The organism is Terricaulis silvestris (assembly GCF_009792355.1).
In the GTDB taxonomy this organism is placed as follows: Bacteria; Pseudomonadota; Alphaproteobacteria; order Caulobacterales; family Aquidulcibacteraceae; genus Vitreimonas; species Vitreimonas silvestris.
In genome coordinates this window covers 1764497-1783637 of sequence record NZ_CP047045.1, presented here as the reverse complement: position 1 = coordinate 1783637, position 19141 = coordinate 1764497, and the positions used below count along the sequence as shown (strand labels likewise).

The following is a 19141-nucleotide window of genomic DNA, read 5'->3' as shown; positions in this document are numbered from 1 at the left end:
GGACTTATCCCCGCGGCCGCAGTGGGAGCTGTTGGGCTGCGTCGCCCGTCGCAGGCGGTTCGCCCAGTTGCACTGGCTGGCCGGGACGAACGCTTTGCACGCCTTCGGTGATCACGCGGTCGCCGACGCTCAGGCCTTCTAGCACCTCCGCCATGCCGCCAGCGCGCTGGCCGGTTTGGATGCGCACCAGATCAACCGCTTGGCCACCTTCGCGCGCAACGACGCGATAGACGTAAGCGCCGTCCGCTTGATCGAGGATGGCGATCTCCGGAATGGCGAGCGCCTGGCGCGGGTTGGAACGCACTTCGACAGTCAGCAGCATGCCCGGACGCAGCACTTCGTCGGCGTTCGGCAACATCGCGCGGACACGCACGGTGCGCGTCGTTGGATCGACGCGGCTATCGACGTTGGCGATGCGGCCGGTGAAGACGCGATCGGGATAGGCGGCAGTGCGCGCAATGATCTCGACGCCTTGAGTCACGCGCGCGAGCTGCGTTTCCGGCACATCGAAATCGAGCTTGATCTCGGAGACGTCATCCAACGTGCCGATCTGGTCGCCTGGACGCATGAATTGGCCGGGGCTTGCGGTGCGCAGGCCCACGATACCGGCGAAGGGGGCGCGGATGGTTCGGTCGGCGATGCGAGAACCACCAGCATTCAGCCGCGCCTCAGTCGCGTCAGCGGCGGCGCGCACGGTATCGAGCCGCGCTTGCGAGGCGAACCCGCGCTCAAACAGTTCCTGGTAGCGGCGCAATTCTTCCTGTGCCGCGTCGTTGGCGGCGCGCGCCTCGGCCATGTCGGCGGCCTGCTCGACGCTCGACATCTCGACCAGAACTTGGCCGCGCCGCACGCGGTCGCCGCTATCGAAGCGGAGGGCGCGAATAGTGTCGGCGACCTTCGGGGTCAGCACGATGCTTTCGCGCGCCTGGGCTGAGCCCAGCGCCTGCAAGCCATCAGTAAATGTATGCATGGTCGTGGTCGCCGCCAGCACGTTGGGCGCGCCACCGCCTCCACCGCCACCGCCTCGGTCCGCACCCGGAGGCGCCGCCGTCGCCGCGCCCTCGCCGCCCAAGCTGTCGAACAGCGTCTTGCCGACCACGACAAGTGTGATCAGGCCCAGCCCGACGGCAACGACAGCCGCGAAGCCATAGCGCTTGAACAACCCCAGCATGTAACCGGCCTTACAAGAAAAGTTTTGCGGATTTGTGTCTTTGGACCCCGCGAGTCCAGCGGCGTGCGATCAATCGCCCGGCCGGCCCCACAAGCCTACCACAAGCGTCGGCTCTTGTGGCCCGCCATCGATCCTGGCGCGCAGTCCGACCTGGATTCCACGGCCGCGTTCTCCGAACCGGACCAAGGTCAGTTGCGCCTTGACAGTCTCGTCACCGTCTCTGGGAGCGTCGAAAAAGATCTGACCCATGGCCAGCCAGTTCTCGCTTGGGCGGTATCCGGCGGTGATATCGAGCCTTTCGCCGACGCAGCCGCCCTCGAGGGCGCGGGCCGCGACCTCAAGGTTTACGAAGGCGCCGTCGCCGAGGCTGCGGCCACCTAACCAGCGCGCCTCAACGCCGCCTTCGCCGCACCCGTACCCAGGGGCCGACACCCACAGCGCGCCGACCTGAAGCGCCATGACGGTCTGGTCGTCGCGAAACACCGCTTGCTTGAGACCCACGACGGCCTCCGCGCGCCAACCCTCATCGGTGTTGACGTTGTTCTCGAACCAAGGCGCGGCGACGAACGAGTTGTTTTTCCCCACCGGAATTTCCCAGTAGGCGGACGTTTCGAAGAACGCGGCGTCGTCGCGTTGCCCCGCGGCATTAGTCCAGATCTCCTGACCGCCTTCGGGCGCGATCCAGGCTCCGGCGAGCGCCGGCGTTGGCGTCAATGCTGCGATCAGGCTTAGGAGTCGTAGCCCGGCAGTTGACGATCCAGTTTGCGTTTTAGCCCCGGCCACGCCAACCCCGACACCATCGCCAGACCCTTGCTCGGGCCCAGCGCTTCCTGTTGCGCGGCTTCCGGCGCAATCAAAACATTGTCACGGCCGGCGCTCAGCGCGGCCACTTGCTCGGCGCACGCGCGCTCGAGGAAAAAGATGCCGACAAACGCATCAGCGGCGCTCATGCCGACAGCGAGCGTGCCGTGATTGCGGAGCAGCATGAGCTTTTTGTCGCCAATGTCGGCGACCAGACGCTCACGTTCATCGAGGTTCAACGCCACGCCCTCGTAGCCGTGATAGGCAAGCTGCGGGATCACGAGCAGCGCGTTTTGGGTAAGGGGGAGAAGCCCCTCCTTCTGCGCCGAGACGCCGACGCCGGCGTCGGAGTGCAGATGGATGACGCAGAGCGCATCTTCGCGCGCGCCGTGGATGGCCGAGTGGATCGTGAAGCCCGCCGGATTGATGTAATATTGGGTCGGCGAGACGATGTTGCCGTCGAGATCTACTTTGACCAGCGACGAGGCAGTCATCTCCTCGAAGAACATCCCGTACGGATTGATCAGGAAGTGATGCTCTGGGCCAGGCACGCGCATCGAGATGTGCGTGAAGATCATGTCGTCCCAGCCATGCAGCGCGACCAGACGATACAGCGCGGCGCAATCGACGCGCGCTTGCCATTCCTCGGCGCTCACGCGGCCTTTCAAGGATGTGCCGGCGTCGTCAGCCATGGTTCGCGCTCCGTCTTGGTCTGTGGTAACAAGTCTAGGCTGGCCTGGACGATAAGCAAAGAGCGCTGACCTCCCATGAAACTTGCCTTCACCGCCAGCGCCCGCCCGGAGGCGCAGGAAGCTCTGCGGCGGCTGCGGCATGTTTATGGGGAGAGTGGGGAGAGAGAGGCCGACGTGATCGTGGCGCTCGGGGGCGACGGCCACATGCTGGAAACGCTGCGCCGGCGGTTGAAGGACAAGAAGCCGGTTTACGGCATGAACCGCGGCACGGTCGGGTTCCTGATGAACGACTATAACGAGGACACGCTGCCTGAGCGGCTGGCGAAGGCGGCGACCGTGCGCATCCGGCCGCTGGTGATGCGCTGCGAGACCGCCGCCGGCACGGTGCTCGAGGAGCGGGCATTCAACGAGGTGTCGCTGCTGCGCGAGACCGCACAATCCGCGCGGCTCAAGATCATCGTCGATGGCGCCGTACGGATGCCAGAGTTGCTCTGCGACGGCGTGCTCGTGGCGACGCCAGCGGGCTCGACAGCGTACAACTTCTCGGCGCACGGCCCTATTCTGCCGATCAATTCGCGCCTGCTTGCGTTAACGCCCATTAGTGCTTTCCGCCCCCGCCGCTGGCGCGGTGCGCTGCTGCCGCACCGCGCACAAGTGCGCATCGAAGTGCTCGAGGCGGAAAAACGTACGGTTAGCGCCGCGGCCGACAATCTTGAGACCCGCGACGTGATCGCCGTTGATATCAAGGAAGATACCGGCGCCGCGGTGCCCATTATGTTTGACGAAGGCCACGCGCTCGATGAACGCATCCTTCGCGAACAATTTAACGTCTAGCCCGTAAACGCTCTGTTCACCGCGGGCGGCGATGCTCCGCCCCATGTCAAAGCCTAAGGTCGAATTCATTGACCCGCGCGAAGCCGCGCCCCGCGCGGTGCAGCTCGACAAGCCTGTGTTCGACGCCAAGGCCATCTCCCGCGCCGACGAAACGCTGAAAGCCATGAGCGGCTCGTTCGCAGAGTGGCTGGATGGCGATATCGCCAAGCTGCAAGCCGCGCGCATGGCTGGCGAAGCGGCGCAATGGTCCGATCACTCGCTGCACGTCGTGTTCGCGGCTGCACATGACCTCAAAGGCATGGGCGCCACTTATGGTTTCCCATTGGTGACTCAACTCGCGGCATCGCTCTGTCGCTTGACCGAAACCGAAGCGGGCAAGGACGCGGCCCGCGCCAATCCTTCGCTCGTCACCGCGCACGTGGATGCGCTCCGGGCCGCCGCGCGCGATCAGATCACTTCGACCGCCCACCCGATCGGGCGCGCATTGGTGCAGGCGCTTGAGGCCCACGTGGACATGCTGGGCGTCGCGCCCGAGTGATCCGCTAACGCCCTCTTCACCGTGTTCGCCGACCGCATTTTAACAGCGGGCGTGCGACAAGGCCGGTCCATATGACCGTCATCCCGTTCCGCCCCCGCCACCAAGAGCCGCAACACGAGCCGCTCGCGTTCGCCATCGGCGCGCGCGTAGATCTGCGCGTTGGCGCGCTGGCCGCCGGGGTCGTGCGCCCGCGCGCGACGGCCGAGGAAGCGTTCGCGTTTTCAAACCTGGCGCGCCTGTTGCGTGCGGCGCGGATGGCGTGGCGCGAGCGCGGCATTCACGCGCCACTCACGCTTGCGGTCCCACCCGAAGTTCACGCCGATCTCGAAGCCGACCTCCTAAGCGAAGCGGCGATCGAAGCCGGATGCACCCGTCATGCCCTGTCGTTCGAGTTGTGCGAGCGCCGCGTCATCGCTGACGGCGGCGCGCTCGCGGAAGAACTGCGCGCGCGCGGCTGGGGTGTTGCCCTGCGCGGCGATCCCCAGTGCCCGCTGCCGTTCGGCGTCCGCGCTCGGGCACTCTACAGCGAGCTTGTGTTGGAAGCGCCGCTCGAAAACGATCCCTTCCTGGCCATGGAAGATGGCGACCGTAGCCCGCTGGGCCGCCGCCTGCTCGCCGCGAAAGCTGCTGGCCTCATCATAACCGCTGAAACCGTGCGCACGACGGGCCAAGCGCGCACCCTTGCGATCGCCGGGTTCGACCGCGGCGGCGGGCCGTTTGCCGAGGCGGGTTTGCGCTAGACCAGCGCGGCGACTTTGTCGTTCTGCAGCCCGGTGGCGTCGAGCTTTTCCAGCAAATAATCCAAATCGTCCTTCGGCACCGACTGAAACAGCGTCAGCGTGCGCTCCAGCATACGCTTGCGGAACGTGATCCGATCCGTCGCCACGACTTCGCGTTCGATCGAGTGATAGACCTCGATCGCGGCGCGGAAAGAAGGGAAGAGCCGCGGCGGCAAGCCGGCGCGCTCGAACGCCGCCTTCAGCCCGAGCGGCCCGCCATCGTGGATGAGCAACCAGATGCGTTGATGCGGCAGCCCCGCCAACTCAGCCATGGCGTGCTCGACGAACTCGATCTGCCCTAAGCACAGCCCGCGCATCAGCAATGACGGATTGAGCCGGCCGTTGAGATTGAGCTGCTGCACGAAGCGGCCGATGTCCTTCTGCCGTCCAGCTTGCTCGACAATGTCGATGGTCACGCGCTCGCGCGCGCCCATGGCGAGATCGATGGCGATCTGCGGCGGCAGCTCGTGTGTGTTGACCAAGTGATCGAACACTTCGCCCGCGACCAGCGAGACAAGCTTCTCCGTGATCGCTAGCGGAAGCTCATTGCGATGAACCATCGCCTTGGTGATCGACGACACGCCGGCGAAACGTTCAAGTGTGAGGTCGAGGCCGGCTTCATCGAAGTTTGCATTGTCGTTCGCGATAGCGCGCCACACTGCTTCCGGCGCAGCGTGCGCCGCGATCGCGCCGGTCACCGTCGTGGACAACGTTTCGCGGCTTGCCACCGCGACCTGCTTTGTCGGCGGGCATGTGCGAACGATCTCGACTAGGTCAGCGTCCGTCAGCGCCGGCGAATTCAAGATCACCGGCAGAGCAATCGTCTCGACGTCTCGCGCCAGCTTGTTCGCTATTTCGCGCGGCAGCTTCGGCGAATTCTTCAGCGCCACCGCAAGCGCGCGGCGCACCAGCACGGCGGCGTCTTGCGCCATAATGTTGATCACGCCCTCGGCGTGCGCGCGTTCCTCAGGGGAAAGCTCAGCGTCTTCGATGCAGCGGCAAATCTTGTGCGCGGCCTGTGCCCGATCTTCCTCCGTCACGCCCTTGATCAGGGTGCGGATGTCGCTATCCGTGAGGTTGGCGCGCATGGTGACGATCGACATGGGACGCTCGCGCTTTGGCGACAGCGACTCTCGCCGCGCCGATTAGAGGTCCGACAGTTGCGCCTGAGGCTTAACGAAGCCTTGATTGCGAGCGTTACGAACGTTGCGGGAAGGAAACGGGCGATGCTGGAAGGGCTGAAAGTCGTAGAGTACGCCAGCTACATCGCAGCGCCCGGCGCCGGCGGCATCATGGCCGACTGGGGCGCCGACGTGATCAAGGTCGAGCCGCCCGGTGGTGATCCGATCCGCATGTTCTTCGCCTCCGTCGGCATCGAGGGGCAAACGCTCAATCCGGTTTTCGAACTGGACAATCGTGGCAAGCGCGGCGTTGTGCTCGACACCGCGCAAGATGCAGGGCGCGACGCGCTGTTGCGCATGATTGACGACGCCGATGTGTTCCTTACCAACGTCCGCCCAGGCGGCCTCAAGCGCGCGGGCCTCGATCACAACAGCCTGCTCGCGCGCAATCCCAAGCTCATCTACGCGAGCCTCACCGGCTACGGCCTCGAAGGACCCGACGCCGACCGGCCCGGCATGGACTCTGCCGCGTTCTGGGCGCGCTCCGGCGTAGCGGCGCTGTTTCGGCCGAAGGGCGGCGAACCGGTGCAACTGCGCACCGCGTTCGGCGATCACGTCGCGTCGATGGCGATCGTCGCTGGCGTGATGTCGGCGCTGTACGAGCGCACGCGCACGGGCAAGGGCCGCTTGGTTGAAGCATCGCTGTTGCGCGTGGCGCACTATGCGGCGGGCTCGGACATGGCAATCCAACACACATACGGGCGCACCGCATCCAACCGCGCGCGCCGCGACGTTTCTCTGCCGCTGGTGAATTTCTTCAAGACGAAGGACGAGCGCTGGATCAGCCTGCTTTCACGCCAGGGTGAGGGCGATTGGCCAAAGCTGTGTCGCGCGCTGAAGCTCGAGCATCTGATCGCAGACGAACGCTTCGCGCGCGCCAAGGGGCGTCGCACGAATAGCGGCGAGTTGGTCGATCTGCTCGATGAGGCTTTTGGTTCGCGTTCGTGGGCTGAGGTGAGTATTGCCTTAGATGCAGAAGAAATGATCTGGGCGCCGGTATTGAGCGCGGCTGAAGCCGCCGTCGATCCGCAGGCCATCGCCGCCGGCGCGGTGGTGCAAACACGACAGGCCGACGGCACCACGATCAACGCACCGGGCGCGCCGATCCGCTTTCCGGGCGCGGACGATGGGCCAAAGGGGCCGGCGCCGAAGGTCGGCGAACATACACGCTCCGTACTGGCGCAGTTTGGCTATTCGGACACTGAGATCGATGCGCTCTTCGCCAGCGGCGCGGCCGCCTAGCGCTGCGTGCGCATGTAGGCGTTGATCGCCTGCATCGGATCGCGCTGTTCGCGGTCTTCGTTGTTACTGAGCAAGGGCAGCAACGCCATCGCGAACAGCGCATGTGCAAGCGCTGGCGACATGGCTTCTCCGTCGCGGCCATACTCCAAGCGCCGGGCGCCCTCGGCGCCCATGCTGGCGTCGGCATCGAGTTGCAAGCGATCGAGCAGGGCCTGCGCGGAACGGGCTTGGCCATCGGCGTAGAAGAGGCCGCGATTGGCGGCGGCTTCGCGCGGGAAAATCGCCGCTGCGCTTGGCGCGCCCTGCGACGCTGCCTCGATCAGGCGGATCGCGCCGCCCGGGCCCATGACGTGCGCGGCGTAGAGTTCACCAGCGCTCGGCGCACGGCCCAAGCGCGCTTGCAGCGTGCCTGCATTTTCGCGCGCAAGCTCGGCCGCCATGCGCGCCGAGATTTCTGGATCATTGCGCAGCGCCAGGATTTCACGCCGCGTGCCGGCGTCAGCGCCCTGCTGCAGCTGTGCCGCGTATTGGCCAAGGCCGTGTTCGCCGCCGTGGCGGCGCATCATGTCGAGCCACGTACTCTCGATGAACTGGAACAGCCCTGTCGCGCTCGACGTGCCGGCGCGCGCGTTAGGATTGAGCGCGCTTTCGCGGCGCGCGGTTTCCACCAGCAGCGAGAAATTGACACCCGTCGCGTCCGCTGCTCGGCGGATCGCGGCGCGGACGGCATCTTGGCCGACAGACGCGATCGGATCGCTCATGCTTTCGGACTGAGCCGCTATGGTGAATCAAAAGTTAACGACGCGCGTCGACGCCGAAACGACCTGCCCGCTGCTGTTAGTAGCTCTTCGGCAAGCCCAACACGCGCTCGGCGATGAAGTTTAGGATCATCTCGCGCGACACCGGCGCGATGCGCGCGATCATCGCTTCACGGAAGTAGCGCTCGACGAAGTATTCCTTCGCGTAGCCCATGCCGCCATGCACGAGCACCGCGGTCTCGCACGCGCTGAAGCCGGCTTCAGCGCCGAGATATTTCGAAGCGTTCGCCTCGGCGCCGCACTCGCGGCCCGCCTCGTAAAGCGCCGCTGCTTTGAACGCCATCAAGTTCGCGGCTTCCAGTTCGGCCCACGCTTTTGCGAGCGGATGCTGGATGCCTTGGTTCTGACCGATGGGTCGGCCAAACACCACACGCTCCTTCGCATATTGCGCGGCGCGGCGCAGAGCCGCTCGGCCCAGACCGATGGCTTCCACGGCAAACAGCACGCGCTCCGGGTTGAGGCCGCTGAGCAAAATCTTGAAGCCCGCGCCTTCTTCGCCGATCAGCTCGGCGTTGGAGACTTCGAGGTCTTCGATGAAGAGCGTGTTGCACTCCACGGCCTTGCGGCCCATTTTCGGGATCGGTTGCGCTTCGATCTTGCTGCGATCGAAATCGGCGTAGAACAGCGACAAGCCTTCCGTCGGCTTCTTCACCTGATCCTTCGGTGTCGTGCGCGCGATGAGCAGTATTTTGTTCGCGCGTTGCGCGTTGGTCGTCCAGATTTTCCGACCGTTGATGCGATAGCCGCTATTGGTTCGTTCGGCGCGCGTTTCTAAGCTCGAAGTGTCGAGGCCGGAATTTGGCTCCGTGACCGCAAAACAGGCCTTATCGGTGCCGTCCATCGCAGGCGGCAGGAAGCGCTCTTGCTGCTCCTTCGTGCCGAACTTCACGATCGGCATCAGGCCGAAGATGTTGAGGTGGATGGCGCTCGCGCCCGAGAATCCCGCGCCGGATTCCGCGACTGTCTGCATCATCAGCGCGGCTTCGGTGAGACCAAGTCCCGCGCCGCCGACGCTTTCCGGCATCGCCACGCCCAACCAGCCACCGGCGGCGATGTCGTTGACGAACGCGTTCGGGAATTCACCGGTGTTGTCGACGTTCAGCCAGTAATGGTCGTCGTATTTGGCGCAGATCTCTTCGATCGCGTGCTTGATGGCCGATTGTTCTTCGGTGAGGCCGATGGCGAACGTCATGCTTGCTTCTCAAATCTATCGGGCGACAGCGCCGCCCACGCGGGCGGCATCTCCGCGCCGAACACATAGCCCGTAATGATCTCCGCCGTAATCGGCGCCAAGAGCCAACCGTTGCGGGAGTGCCCTGCAGCAATGAGAACCTCGCCCGACGGTCCGATCATAGGCCAGCCATCAGGCGACATCGGGCGGATGCCGGCCCAGGCGCGGCCCGCTGCTCGCACTTCACCTGGGAGCGCTGCTTCGGCGGCCGCCAGGAGCGACGCGACTTGCGTTTCTTCCACCGCCCGATCGAAACGGTCGAACTCCATCGTGGCGCCGAGCACGACGTCGTCACGCCGTGTGGACAGGTAGAAGCCCGGCGCATGGACGTTCGGCGCAAGCGGCTCTTGGAGGCGCACCGGTAAGAGATGACCCTTCGCTGGGCGGATGCACTTCAACGCCGGCGCAGTGGCCATGAGCTTGTCCGTGGCCCACGCGCCAGGCGTCAGCAGCACGACGTCGGCTGTGTATACTTTGTCGTCATGTGTCTTGGCGGCGATCGCCGTCACGTTGGCGACGTCGGCGTTATACTCGATGATCACGCCGTGCGCGCGCGCTTGCATGCTGAGACCGCTCAGCACGCGCAACGGATCAGCGACGCCTTCATCGACCACGAACACCGCGTGATCGTGCTTAGCCCGCAATCCAGTGCGCTTCTTCAACTGGCTTGCGGAAAGAGGCGCCGCGCTTGTCGCGTTGGTCATGGCGCGCGCGATCACTGCCGCCGCTTCTACTTCGTTCGCCGCGATGATAACGCCGCCATCGAAGCGCACACCATCGGCCCACTCGGCGCCCGGCTGCCACTCACGCCACAACGCCAGCGATGCAAACGAGAGCGCGTCGTGCGCCGAGCCAGTTTCACCGAGCGGCGACAACATGCCCGCGGCGGCGGCGGAAGCGGCGGGGCCGTAAATGTCGGCGTGCTCGGCCTCGGCTTCCAGCACTGTCACGCGCGCGCCGGCCTTGGCTAGCCGCACGGCGCAGAACAGGCCGACGACGCCACCGCCGACGATGACCACACGCTTCATGAGCCGTCATGTGTTCGGAATTTGCGCCGCACGCAAGGCGGCGCGACGGCGCGGCGCGTCAGCCGCGCTTACGCCGCACGTCCGACGCGACCGACTTGGCCAAAGCCGCCATGGCGTCGGCGCTGACGGCGAGCAACGCTTCCGCCGGAACCTCGTGGCCGAGAGCGGCCGACAAGCGCTTCGCGGCGGCCTGTAAGCCAGCCCAGCTCTTAGCGTCGATGCGCACGATGGCGCGCGCCGATTTGGCTTTCTTCGCCTTGCTGACCTTGTCCACCGGCTTCCGCGTGGCCGCGATCGCTTTCTTCATGTTGTCGACGTGCGCGCGGTCCTTGTCCTTCTCGACCTTGGAGAGCGCGCTATAGGGCTTGAACAGATGCTTCGGCAGGCTTGGATCGCTCTTGTTGCGCTTGATCCAGGCCTTGTGAGCGTAGTCCGACGCGGCCTCGCGATCGTTTGGGAATTTTCGCACCGCCGCGAATGCATCTTGCGCCGCGCGCTTGTTGTCGGCCTTCGCCTTCGCGTGCAGCTTCGCCCATGGTTGATTGACGTCAACCATAACGCCGCCGCGCAACCGCATCCGCGGCTTTCCCTTTTGTTCAGGATTGGTTTGCAGCAGCTGCTTGCGCCACGCATCGTGCGAGCGCGCGGCGAAATACTCCACCGCCGCATCCATCACAGGATCGGCTCGTCGCCTTTTGCCAACCGAGGCCATCCCTCACCTTAGCAAGCATTCTTTAGGAAAGCGCAAAGCGGCTCGCGTTTCAGGAGCCCCGCCACTCCAGCAGATCGAACTTCGGATCGGGGTACGAAGCGTCCACGAACGACCGCCCTGCGCCGATGCCAACTTCGAGCAGAAGGTCCATGTTGGCCTTCTTGCCGTTGTCCATCAGATCGAGCGCCTCCATGATTTCGGCTTCAAGCTCACGGCCCAGCAAGCGCTCGAGCCCCGTCATTGGCGGGACTGGATCGCTGGCGCGGCGGCGCTTGGGCTTGGTGTCGAGCACAACGTCCATGCGCTGATAATCCAACAGCGGCGTGCCGCTGATGCAGACGCCCGCCATGTCACCGACCTCAGAGTTCACGCGCCATGGCTTCTTCGGGTTGGAGAACGCCTGCATCATCATGACGCCCTGGATTTGCGTGTCGTAAACCATGGCGCGGAGCGCGTGCACGCCTCGCAAGCCCGGCGGCAGACCTTGGAATGCTTTGCCGTCAACGGTCGGCCGGCGCGCGCCGGTGCCGCAGGACGTCATCATCAGATTGCTCTCGCCCGCCCTCCAGCCGAACCGGTACGCGGGTTCGAGCGCCAGCATGAAGAGCTGCATGCTCGGATTGTTGTTGGCGCTGACGGCGCCATCGACGAAGTAGCCCTTCTGGATCGGGCGGCGCTTATCGTCGAACTCGATGTCGATGGTGATCTCGTCGAAGAAGGTCGGCGCGGCGGCGCTGGCGAGCACAAGATCGACCAACCGGTAGCGCTTGTTCGGAAACACGCCACTGTCCGACGCCGGATCGTAGAACACGCCGAGCGGATGGTTCGTCACCACCCACGCTGAACCCGTGTCGATGCGCTTGGCGTGAATGGCGAGGCCGGTTTTCAGATCCTGCGAGCCAAGCGTCTTGGTCGAAAGAACGGCAGTCAACGCGCGACGCAACTTCTTTGACTCGAACTTCGATTGCAGGAAAACGCCATCGCCCGCCGTGCGCCCGAACACGTCGGGGCCAAGGCGCGCATAAAGCTCGATCATCTCATCGACGCTCATACCAAGCGCCAAACCAGACGAAATGATCGCGCCAGTCGAGGTGCCACCGATCAGATCGTAGTAGTCGGAGAGCCGAAACGCGCTATCGCCGCCGGCGCGACGGCGCAGTTCGTCCTCCAGCGCCTTCAGCATGCCGAGCGTCAGGATGCCCTTCACACCGCCGCCATCGAGCGCGAGGATGCGCTTGGCGCCGGTGTCGGGCGACAGGTGTTCAAACAACGTCTTCGGCATGCGTCCCCTTATGAGGTCACTTTAGCCGCGCGCGCGTCTCAAAAGAAAGCCAGGAGCGCCGGATCGCGGCCTAAATGAACCCACTTGAACTCCGCAGCGAGAAAAAGTCCGCCGGCGACGTAAATCGGCCTCGCCTTGGCCAGCGCCAAGCGCCGTGCTTCGGCAACGGAGTCTGCAATCACGAGTTCAGCCTGTGGATTGGCGGCGTAGGCCGCGCTGGCAATCTCAGCGGCTGGCGCGCCTTTGTGGCGAGCCGCCGCGCAGATGATTGTGGAAAAGCCGGGCGCCAGCGCACCGATCAGCGCGGCGACCTCCTTGTCGACGGAGGCGCCGCACACCAGCACCGCATCGCGCCCACCGCGCATCGCGTCAAAGCCCGCGCGCGCGGCTGCGATCGCTGCCGGCGTGTGACCGACATCGATGACGATGAGCGAATCGTTGCCTATGACCTCCAACCGACCCGGCCATCTTGTTGCGGCGAAGTATGGAGCAAGGACCCCCTCGTCAACATCAAGGATGGCCATGGCAAGACTCAGCGCCAAAGCGGCGTTTTGATTTTGATGTTTGCCAATTAGCGACAGGTCGACGCTATAGTACGGTGGCACAGTCACATAGCGAACACCGATGGCCGCGCAATGACGCGCCAATACCTCCCGCACTGATGTCCAAACGGCAGCGTAAATCGTGGCGCCAGGAGGCGCCGCCTCGACCTTGTCGAGTCCAATCTCTTCAAGCGTCGAACCGAGAAGAGCGGTATGCTCCAGATCGAGCGAGGTGAGCGCTACTACCTTAGGCCTTATAAGCCGAACCGGATCGAGCCGCGCACCGATCCCAGCTTCCCAAACCGTGTGTGCGCAACCGCGCGCGGCGAACCAATCGGCGGCCACCAAGAACAGGAATTCGAAACCGCCGAGCTCACCCGTCTTGCCGCACACCTCTACGGCTGCCGCAACACGATCCCAATGATGCTCCAGCTCCTCGTCGGAAATGTCCTCGTCACCGATGCGGAAGCGCTCATTGAGTGCGAACAAGTGCGGTGAGGTGAAGAGGCCGACGTTCGCGCCGCCTTGCGCCAACAGCGCGGCCGTCATTGCGGCCGTAGAGCCTTTGCCATTGCTGCCGACGATGACGGCGCCCTTTTCACCAAAGCCCGCCAGATCAAGCCCGAGCTTATCAGCAATCGCGCTTACCCGCTCCAAGCCCGGCCCATGGCCGAACTTCGGATACGGCACGCGCCACAGCCTCATCGCAGCGCCGCGTCGAAATTGGCGCGCCAGATCGCGTCGATCAGATCCCAACGGCCGGCCTCTTCCAAAGTAGCGATCATCGGATTGGAATTGACCTCGATCACGCAGAGGTCGCGGCCGTCGCCGGAGAGATCGAACATATCGACACCCGCGAGTCGCAGGCCGAGCGCGTCCGTCGCAGCCAGCGCCACGTGCTCAAGCGCCGCCTTCGCGCCATCTCGCAGATCGTGCGCGCCTCCGCCAGCGGAGCGGTTGGCGGGGCCGTCGAGCGTAATCTTCGCGCCGGCTGCCGGAGTTTCGTCCAAGCTCAAACGATGCCCGCGCTCATCCCGAGGCAATAGGAGAGCTTCAGGCGTTTCTGGATCACGCGGCAACGTCTGCACCAGCATCCGCACGGTCGAGCGTCCATCGCCCGTTAGCTGCGGCGGCGATTTCCGGTACGAGAACAGGGCCCGCCCATTCAAAACAAACACGCGATGCTCCGCAGCGCGCACGTAGGGCTGCACCACAATTGCAAAATGTTCGCGTGCAACGCGACGCATGTAGTCGGCGAATGCCGCTTCGCTCTCAATCACTTCGGCATGCAGCCCATTAGACGCCGAGAGCGGTTTGCAAAAGATCGGGTACGCCGCCGAGCGCGCGTAGCGCAGCGCGTCCTCCGGCTCCCGGCCCGGCGTCCGCATCTCCGACCAGCGCTTGGTGACGAAAAATTTCTCGCCCGGCAGCACCCGCACGTCGGCTTGCCGCAGCACTTCTGCGCAGAACGCCTTGTCGCGCGCAACCGACGCCGCGCGCGCATCGTTCAGCGCGTAGGGCGTGCCTGCACCCGCCGCGAACGCAGCGACACGCGCACCGTCGCGGACTTCGAACAGATAACCGTCAGCGCCGTCGAGCGAACGAAACGCGTAGCCGCACGCCGCCGCCGCATGCGCCGCGTAGCGCGCGTGGGCGCTCTTCAGCGTGACTTCGGAGATGGAATTGCCCTGTAATGGCAATGGTACCGCCTCCCGGGCTCGAACCGGGGACCCCTGGTTCCACAACCGCAGAAAAAGACATTGAAGATCAATCACTTAATCAATGACTTTTCCACAACCGTTGCACACGCCGGTTTGGGGAAACTGGTACCGCCTGCTGGGCTCGAACCAGCGACCCACGGCTCCACAAGCCGTTGCTCTACCAACTGAGCTAAGGCGGCACAACGCTGGAGGAGATAACGAGACGCGCGCTCCGGCGCAAGCCGACGCGCACGTCTAGGCGGAACTTACTCAGTTCGCCCCCTTCACCAAGAAGCGGCGCTTAGCTGGCAGACGCCAATTGCCGGTCGATCGCGTCCGCGAAATCGTCGTCGGCGCGCTGGTCCGGAAACAAGTGGCCGTAGACATTCATGGTCAGCTCAATGCGCGAATGGCCCAGGAAACGCTGCAGCTTCTTCGGCGCCGCGCCGGCGGCGATCAGAGCCGATGCCGCGAAGTGGCGGCCATGGTGGGGCGTATAAATCGGCTTCCAACGTTTGACTTCGCGCTTCACCTTTTCGCGTCCGCCTTCGGCAAGGCGCTTGCCGCAAAAAGTGCGGATGGAACTCACCTCATGCGCACAACCGGCCGCCGCGAGAATGGGTGACCAGACGTCCTGATGGAAGTTTGAGTAAAGATGCGCCCTCCCGCTGCGGGTCCGAAAGAGCAGACCATCTGTCGGCTGACCAATGGCGATCCAATATTTCCGAAGCACCGAACTCGCTTCTTTGCCGAGTGTGATCTTGCGGCGGCTCGCAGCGCTTTTCACGGGCCCGATCGTTCCGCGCATATGCTCGGAGCGTTGCACGATCTTCAATTCAGCCCGGCCGTCCGGACCGAAGCGCATCATTTTGACGGGGAAGCCGAGCATCTCGGACGGACGCATGCCGCCGGCAAACAACAGGCGAAACTGGGCGCCTGCCTGGCCGGTCTCGTCAAAGGCGTCGGCAGCGGCAAGGATCGCCACCGCAGCGGCCGGTGTCGGTATCTTGATGGCCTCGACGTCGACTTCATCGAAGTTCTCGACGAGATCGAGATTTGGCGCTTTGTGACGTTTCGCCAATGCGAATTTTGCGTCGCGCGCGGGATTGTGAGTGAGGTAGCCCTCGCCCACGCCCCATTTCAGCATCACCGAGAGAGAAACGCGGATTTTGCGCGCATACGGTGGGGACAGGCGTGCCGCGAGGCGACGTAGAAATTGCTGGATTGCCGGGGTATCCAGCTCTGAGAGCTTTTTGCGGGCGATCTCGTCCGATCGAACGTGCAGCCGCAGGTGCACCTCATAATTCTCGTATGTGGTGAGTTCGATGACGCCCGCAGCAGCCTCAGCTTCGCGCGCGATCAAATAGGTGTCGATCAACCAGTCTAGCGAGCAACCGATCCCGCCGCGCTGCCCGCCGGTCACCTTCTTTTGGTGCTCACGCGCCTCGGTCAGCGTTCGAAACGACTTCGAGCGCTGGACGCCGGCGCTATCGCGCCAACGGGCTTGATAACGCTTGCCGCTCTTAGTCTCGTAGCTGTCGATGTCGTTCGACATGGGGGGCGGCTCCGTCGAATTATGATGGCGCAGAAAGCGATCCCTCTCGCCATTTCTCAGGCAAAGTGGAATCCGCTTTCTGGGCCGCGTCAAGCTCGCTCTTGAACGCGTAAAGCTCGCCCTTGCGGCCCAAGCGTCTGATTGGCAGCGAGCCAATGCGGCGCGCGTAGTACACGGCGTCATTTGTGCAGCGAAGGTAAGCAGCGATCGCATCAACGCCGTTGAGCCGATCCGGGCTCAAGAGCACGGGCTCGCGCAACGAAAGCGCCGCTGGTTCAAGTATCAACTCATTCATCTCGCACGTCCTCGACGTATTGAGGGGCGCCCACCTTTCGCCGTGGGCCGCGCCGCCGGCCCCACTTGGGCAACCTGCGGCTCCCATCTTCTGATTGCCTCTTGGTGCCGGTGGTTGCCGGGCTATGGGATTCGGACGTCGAAAACGGCCTAGCCGCTCACGGTTGGGCCATTGTAAGCAACGCCGCCACACAGATGATCGTCAGACAGATCACGCCCAGGCCGGTGGCGTCAGCGTTGCCGATGCGCAGGCTCGCGCGCTCAAGTATTTGCCAAAAACGTTCCATGCCAGGAGCGTGTCGGTCGCTGCTTTGTTGCGCAAATTCTTTCGCACGCAACAGCTACGGCTCCTTCTTCGTGGATAGCCGCGATATGTGGAACGAGCCATTGCTGTCGAAGAGTCGCGACAGCCGGTCGATCTCTTCCTGCAGCTCCGCATTGTTTGGATACCAACGCGTCACGGTGCTCGGCGCGACCTCCAACAGCTCGGCGATTTTCCTAACGGTAGGCTCGATGCCGCGCGCCTTCAGTTGCGCGCCGATCCAAGGCGCATTCCTCTGCCGTGTGTGTGCCGCGACGGCTTGCTTGTAGTGCTGGTTGGCGCCACCCAACCGCTCTCGGATGAGAACGATCAGGTCGCGGTTCAACTCCATAGAGTCGGTCCAACTTTGTGCGTCCAGCGCAACGCAGATCAACCAGTCAATAAGGCTGTCGGGCATGACCATGCCGCGACGAACCAATTGCGTCTCGCCGTTTTCTGTCAGCTCGCGCGCACGAACAATGTGATCCATGAGCTTCAGCGAAAGTTCGCTGACGGCCGCTTGGTTCGCGTCCAAGACGCCGGTCATCAGCGGGTGAGCGCCAATCCCATAGCGCTCTAACTCTTTTTCCACGGCAAACAGGTCGTCGATGCCGCCGAGCACCGCGACTTCAATCTCTGCATCAGGATCCGCGCGTCTGAGCGCCAGGTAGTTTTCCAAAGTGGGATTTTGTTTGTAAGCGCGCGACACGTCGTTGAAGCCGCCTTCTTCGCCTGACCCGAAGCTCATTCCGCGCTCCGTCACAACAACCCTCAGGAGAATGCCGCCCCATGGTCTCGAACCGAAAACCGCTCTCTTAAAAGCCGACTGCTCTATGCATTTGAGCGCTGGTCGTTGGCAGCGTTTAGCACGGATTTTCACGCGCTCGAAAAGACCTCAGATGAAATCGGCTAGGTCACCCTCTGTCGGGAATACGCGGCGCGCGACGAATAAGCCGGCGATCCGTGCATTTGGGAATCGACCGCGGAGAATGTCGCGCATGGCCACATAATGGCGACCGGTCGTCAGCACATCGTCCAAGATGACGACGAGCCCAGGTTCGGGCTGCGTAAGCGCTTCATCCACGACGTAGAGTTTCTTCAACTCGTCAATCGATGTGCGCTCGCCAGGCTGGCTGGCGTGAGCGGCCTGACGCGAGGCGGTTTGCGCGACAAGCTCCCGCACATTTCCCGACATCGCCTGCGCCATACGGAGCATGCGATCGTCATAGGCTGGATCTGATTTCGCCTTGGACGGGGGCACTGGCACAATGACCGCGGCGGCCAAGAATTCCGGGTTCAAGGTCTGTTTGAACTCATTGGCGCATTGAAGGACGGCGCCGTCCTTATAGCCCCACGCCGCCGTACCTTTGTAACGAACGTCTTTCTTGAGATTGTTGATGCGATCGTTTGCTGGGCTGTGGCTGAAATTGCGCCCGCTTGTGTATTCGTAAAGGTAATAGCATTCGTCCGCCTCACTCAGGAACGTGTGAAGCGGTAGGTCATCCTTCTCGATGCGCCTTAGTCGGAGGGGGGAGTTCTGCGAGGATGTCATCTTCGTTCCTCACCCTAATGGCTCCCTTCTCAAGAAAGGTTTTAGGCCAGGTTAGATCTGGGCGTTGGAAGAGATTGTCCAGAATGAAGAGTTTGCGGCCCTGATGCAGGGCCGCGCGGGCTTGAGTGAGCGTTCCCGACGTCTCCCCGGCTTCCACGATCACGGTCGCCGCCGACAACGCGCTCATGGTCTTATTCCGCTCAGGGAAAAACAGCCGATTAGCGCGATAATCCTGCTGCTCCGACCGGAGTACCGGTACTTGTGAGATGAGCAAGTGGTTGGTTGCGATCTCTTTCTGGAGATCGGCGTTCTCGCGCGGATAGACCTGACCGATATGTGTGCCAATCACAGCGATCGTCGGTGCGTTGCAGGTGAGCGCGGTACGGTGTGCGGCGGTGTCGATGCCGGTCGCCAAACCTGACGTGATCGTGTAGCCGGCGCCGGCGAGCATGCGGGCCAACCGCTCTGCGCGCTTCACGCCCTCAGCCGTCGGGCTGCGCGTGCCGACAATGGCGACGGAGGTCGTGAACGCCAACTCCCAGGAGCCGCGATAATAAAGCAGCTCGACCGGCTCCTTCGCATCCCGGAGGGGCACGGGATAATCGCCAGCGCCGTGAATGCGGATGCCGAAGCGATTAATTCCGGCAGCCGCCAGTCGCGCAGCGGCGCGCTGTTGGGTTAGCTCGGCCGTCGCGGGATCGACAAAGTTGGAGGGAAGCGCTCCTGGATGCTCGCGGAACCGGTCGGCGATCCGTTTGAAGGTAGTCTCTTTTTGAAGCCAAAGGGCTTCGTAGGCGCCCATTTCGATGCGCGGCGAGATCGCTTCGACTTCGATTGTAGCGGCCAAGGCTGCGGCGGGGCTCATGAGTTCATCCTCGTCCGATTCCT

Annotated in this window: 21 protein-coding genes and 1 tRNA gene; 4 read left to right on the top strand and 18 right to left on the bottom strand. The window is 63.6% G+C overall.

Annotated elements, in window-relative coordinates:
• Window positions 1–4: 4 nt before the first annotated feature.
• From DSM104635_RS09000 to DSM104635_RS08990, 3 genes are all read right to left on the bottom strand, one after another.
• Complete coding sequence (locus DSM104635_RS09000; RefSeq protein ID WP_158765881.1) at window positions 5–1171, bottom strand: efflux RND transporter periplasmic adaptor subunit; 1167 nt, start codon at window positions 1169–1171, stop codon at window positions 5–7.
• Between the two features lie 69 nt (window positions 1172–1240).
• Entirely contained in the window at window positions 1241–1885 is a 645-nt protein-coding gene (locus DSM104635_RS08995) for a hypothetical protein (protein WP_158765880.1), read from the bottom strand.
• A 14-nt stretch (window positions 1886–1899) separates the two neighbouring features.
• Entirely contained in the window at window positions 1900–2664 is a 765-nt protein-coding gene (locus DSM104635_RS08990) for a class II aldolase/adducin family protein (protein ID WP_158765879.1), read from the bottom strand.
• A 75-nt stretch (window positions 2665–2739) separates the two neighbouring features.
• Here DSM104635_RS08990 and DSM104635_RS08985 point away from each other — a divergent pair, with 75 nt between their 5' ends.
• The 3 genes from DSM104635_RS08985 (at window position 2740) to DSM104635_RS08975 (ending at window position 4776) form a co-directional block, all read left to right on the top strand.
• Complete coding sequence (locus tag DSM104635_RS08985; protein ID WP_158765878.1) at window positions 2740–3498, top strand: NAD kinase; 759 nt, start codon at window positions 2740–2742, stop codon at window positions 3496–3498.
• 43 nt (window positions 3499–3541) lie between these two features.
• Entirely contained in the window at window positions 3542–4036 is a 495-nt protein-coding gene (locus tag DSM104635_RS08980; protein ID WP_158765877.1) for an Hpt domain-containing protein, read from the top strand.
• A gap of 71 nt (window positions 4037–4107) precedes the next feature.
• Window positions 4108–4776 (top strand): hypothetical protein, encoded by a 669-nt coding sequence (locus DSM104635_RS08975; RefSeq protein ID WP_158765876.1) that lies wholly within the window; start codon window positions 4108–4110, stop codon window positions 4774–4776.
• Here the strand turns inward: DSM104635_RS08975 and spbR are convergent.
• Window positions 4773–5918 carry a SpbR family protein gene (gene spbR, locus DSM104635_RS08970; RefSeq protein ID WP_158765875.1) on the bottom strand — a complete coding sequence of 382 codons (1146 nt, stop codon included), beginning with the start codon at window positions 5916–5918 and terminating at the stop codon, window positions 4773–4775. The two genes, DSM104635_RS08975 and spbR, sit on opposite strands and share 4 nt — an antisense overlap.
• A 123-nt stretch (window positions 5919–6041) precedes the next feature.
• Here spbR and DSM104635_RS08965 point away from each other — a divergent pair, with 123 nt between their 5' ends.
• Window positions 6042–7238: a CaiB/BaiF CoA transferase family protein gene (locus tag DSM104635_RS08965; protein WP_158765874.1), complete on the top strand. Its 1197-nt coding sequence runs from the start codon at window positions 6042–6044 to the stop codon at window positions 7236–7238.
• On the opposite strand, the gene DSM104635_RS08960 is transcribed toward DSM104635_RS08965, so the two are convergent.
• From DSM104635_RS08960 to DSM104635_RS08900, 14 genes are all read right to left on the bottom strand, one after another.
• On the bottom strand, window positions 7235–7999 hold the full coding sequence (locus DSM104635_RS08960; protein ID WP_158765873.1) for a transglycosylase SLT domain-containing protein: 765 nt from the start codon (window positions 7997–7999) through the stop codon (window positions 7235–7237). The two genes, DSM104635_RS08965 and DSM104635_RS08960, sit on opposite strands and share 4 nt — an antisense overlap.
• Before the next feature lie 76 nt (window positions 8000–8075).
• Entirely contained in the window at window positions 8076–9248 is a 1173-nt protein-coding gene (locus tag DSM104635_RS08955; RefSeq protein WP_158765872.1) for an acyl-CoA dehydrogenase family protein, read from the bottom strand.
• Window positions 9245–10315 (bottom strand): NAD(P)/FAD-dependent oxidoreductase, encoded by a 1071-nt coding sequence (locus DSM104635_RS08950; protein WP_158765871.1) that lies wholly within the window; start codon window positions 10313–10315, stop codon window positions 9245–9247. The genes DSM104635_RS08955 and DSM104635_RS08950 overlap by 4 nt, the downstream gene beginning before the upstream one ends.
• A 58-nt stretch (window positions 10316–10373) precedes the next feature.
• Window positions 10374–10988, bottom strand: a complete 615-nt coding sequence (locus tag DSM104635_RS08945) for a hypothetical protein (protein WP_228445991.1) — start codon at window positions 10986–10988, stop codon at window positions 10374–10376.
• 88 nt (window positions 10989–11076) lie between these two features.
• A complete protein-coding gene (locus tag DSM104635_RS08940) occupies window positions 11077–12309 on the bottom strand; it encodes a patatin-like phospholipase family protein (protein WP_158765869.1) in 1233 nt (410 codons plus the stop codon).
• A 38-nt stretch (window positions 12310–12347) separates the two neighbouring features.
• Window positions 12348–13556, bottom strand: a complete 1209-nt coding sequence (locus DSM104635_RS08935) for a glutamate ligase domain-containing protein (protein ID WP_158765868.1) — start codon at window positions 13554–13556, stop codon at window positions 12348–12350.
• Entirely contained in the window at window positions 13553–14551 is a 999-nt protein-coding gene (locus tag DSM104635_RS08930; protein ID WP_158765867.1) for a hypothetical protein, read from the bottom strand. The genes DSM104635_RS08935 and DSM104635_RS08930 overlap by 4 nt, the downstream gene beginning before the upstream one ends.
• 124 nt (window positions 14552–14675) lie before the next feature.
• Window positions 14676–14751: transfer RNA gene (locus tag DSM104635_RS08925), tRNA-His, on the bottom strand.
• A gap of 101 nt (window positions 14752–14852) precedes the next feature.
• Window positions 14853–16106 carry a tyrosine-type recombinase/integrase gene (locus tag DSM104635_RS08920; RefSeq protein ID WP_158765866.1) on the bottom strand — a complete coding sequence of 418 codons (1254 nt, stop codon included), beginning with the start codon at window positions 16104–16106 and terminating at the stop codon, window positions 14853–14855.
• Window positions 16107–16125: 19 nt separating this feature from the next.
• Window positions 16126–16401, bottom strand: coding sequence for a hypothetical protein (locus tag DSM104635_RS08915; RefSeq protein ID WP_158765865.1), 276 nt, complete (start codon window positions 16399–16401; stop codon window positions 16126–16128).
• A gap of 157 nt (window positions 16402–16558) precedes the next feature.
• Window positions 16559–16687 carry a hypothetical protein gene (locus DSM104635_RS20000; protein WP_267129076.1) on the bottom strand — a complete coding sequence of 43 codons (129 nt, stop codon included), beginning with the start codon at window positions 16685–16687 and terminating at the stop codon, window positions 16559–16561.
• A 54-nt stretch (window positions 16688–16741) separates the two neighbouring features.
• Complete coding sequence (locus DSM104635_RS08910; RefSeq protein ID WP_158765864.1) at window positions 16742–17449, bottom strand: hypothetical protein; 708 nt, start codon at window positions 17447–17449, stop codon at window positions 16742–16744.
• Between the two features lie 147 nt (window positions 17450–17596).
• Window positions 17597–18253 carry a hypothetical protein gene (locus tag DSM104635_RS08905; protein WP_158765863.1) on the bottom strand — a complete coding sequence of 219 codons (657 nt, stop codon included), beginning with the start codon at window positions 18251–18253 and terminating at the stop codon, window positions 17597–17599.
• The gene (locus DSM104635_RS08900; protein ID WP_158765862.1) at window positions 18201–19118 is read right to left on the bottom strand and encodes a DNA-processing protein DprA; all 918 of its coding nucleotides are present in this window, start codon (window positions 19116–19118) and stop codon (window positions 18201–18203) included. Before DSM104635_RS08900 ends, DSM104635_RS08905 begins: the two co-directional genes overlap by 53 nt.
• Window positions 19119–19141: the final 23 nt, after the last annotated feature.

What these genes read in the sequence shown, in the direction of transcription:
- DSM104635_RS09000 (WP_158765881.1), bottom strand. Translation starts at nt 1,171, where the DNA reads ATGCTGGGGTTGTTCAAGCGCTATGGCTTCGCGGCTGTCGTTGCCGTC.
- DSM104635_RS08990 (WP_158765879.1), bottom strand. Translation starts at nt 2,664, where the DNA reads ATGGCTGACGACGCCGGCACATCCTTGAAAGGCCGCGTGAGCGCCGAG.
- DSM104635_RS08985 (WP_158765878.1), top strand. Translation starts at nt 2,740, where the DNA reads ATGAAACTTGCCTTCACCGCCAGCGCCCGCCCGGAGGCGCAGGAAGCT.
- DSM104635_RS08980 (WP_158765877.1), top strand. Translation starts at nt 3,542, where the DNA reads ATGTCAAAGCCTAAGGTCGAATTCATTGACCCGCGCGAAGCCGCGCCC.
- DSM104635_RS08975 (WP_158765876.1), top strand. Translation starts at nt 4,108, where the DNA reads ATGACCGTCATCCCGTTCCGCCCCCGCCACCAAGAGCCGCAACACGAG.
- spbR (WP_158765875.1), bottom strand. Translation starts at nt 5,918, where the DNA reads ATGTCGATCGTCACCATGCGCGCCAACCTCACGGATAGCGACATCCGC.
- DSM104635_RS08965 (WP_158765874.1), top strand. Translation starts at nt 6,042, where the DNA reads ATGCTGGAAGGGCTGAAAGTCGTAGAGTACGCCAGCTACATCGCAGCG.
- DSM104635_RS08960 (WP_158765873.1), bottom strand. Translation starts at nt 7,999, where the DNA reads ATGAGCGATCCGATCGCGTCTGTCGGCCAAGATGCCGTCCGCGCCGCG.
- DSM104635_RS08955 (WP_158765872.1), bottom strand. Translation starts at nt 9,248, where the DNA reads ATGACGTTCGCCATCGGCCTCACCGAAGAACAATCGGCCATCAAGCAC.
- DSM104635_RS08950 (WP_158765871.1), bottom strand. Translation starts at nt 10,315, where the DNA reads ATGAAGCGTGTGGTCATCGTCGGCGGTGGCGTCGTCGGCCTGTTCTGC.
- DSM104635_RS08945 (WP_228445991.1), bottom strand. Translation starts at nt 10,988, where the DNA reads ATGGATGCGGCGGTGGAGTATTTCGCCGCGCGCTCGCACGATGCGTGG.
- DSM104635_RS08940 (WP_158765869.1), bottom strand. Translation starts at nt 12,309, where the DNA reads ATGCCGAAGACGTTGTTTGAACACCTGTCGCCCGACACCGGCGCCAAG.
- DSM104635_RS08935 (WP_158765868.1), bottom strand. Translation starts at nt 13,556, where the DNA reads ATGAGGCTGTGGCGCGTGCCGTATCCGAAGTTCGGCCATGGGCCGGGC.
- DSM104635_RS08920 (WP_158765866.1), bottom strand. Translation starts at nt 16,106, where the DNA reads ATGTCGAACGACATCGACAGCTACGAGACTAAGAGCGGCAAGCGTTAT.
- DSM104635_RS08915 (WP_158765865.1), bottom strand. Translation starts at nt 16,401, where the DNA reads ATGAATGAGTTGATACTTGAACCAGCGGCGCTTTCGTTGCGCGAGCCC.
- DSM104635_RS20000 (WP_267129076.1), bottom strand. Translation starts at nt 16,687, where the DNA reads ATGGAACGTTTTTGGCAAATACTTGAGCGCGCGAGCCTGCGCATCGGC.
- DSM104635_RS08910 (WP_158765864.1), bottom strand. Translation starts at nt 17,449, where the DNA reads ATGAGCTTCGGGTCAGGCGAAGAAGGCGGCTTCAACGACGTGTCGCGC.
- DSM104635_RS08905 (WP_158765863.1), bottom strand. Translation starts at nt 18,253, where the DNA reads ATGACATCCTCGCAGAACTCCCCCCTCCGACTAAGGCGCATCGAGAAG.
- DSM104635_RS08900 (WP_158765862.1), bottom strand. Translation starts at nt 19,118, where the DNA reads ATGAGCCCCGCCGCAGCCTTGGCCGCTACAATCGAAGTCGAAGCGATC.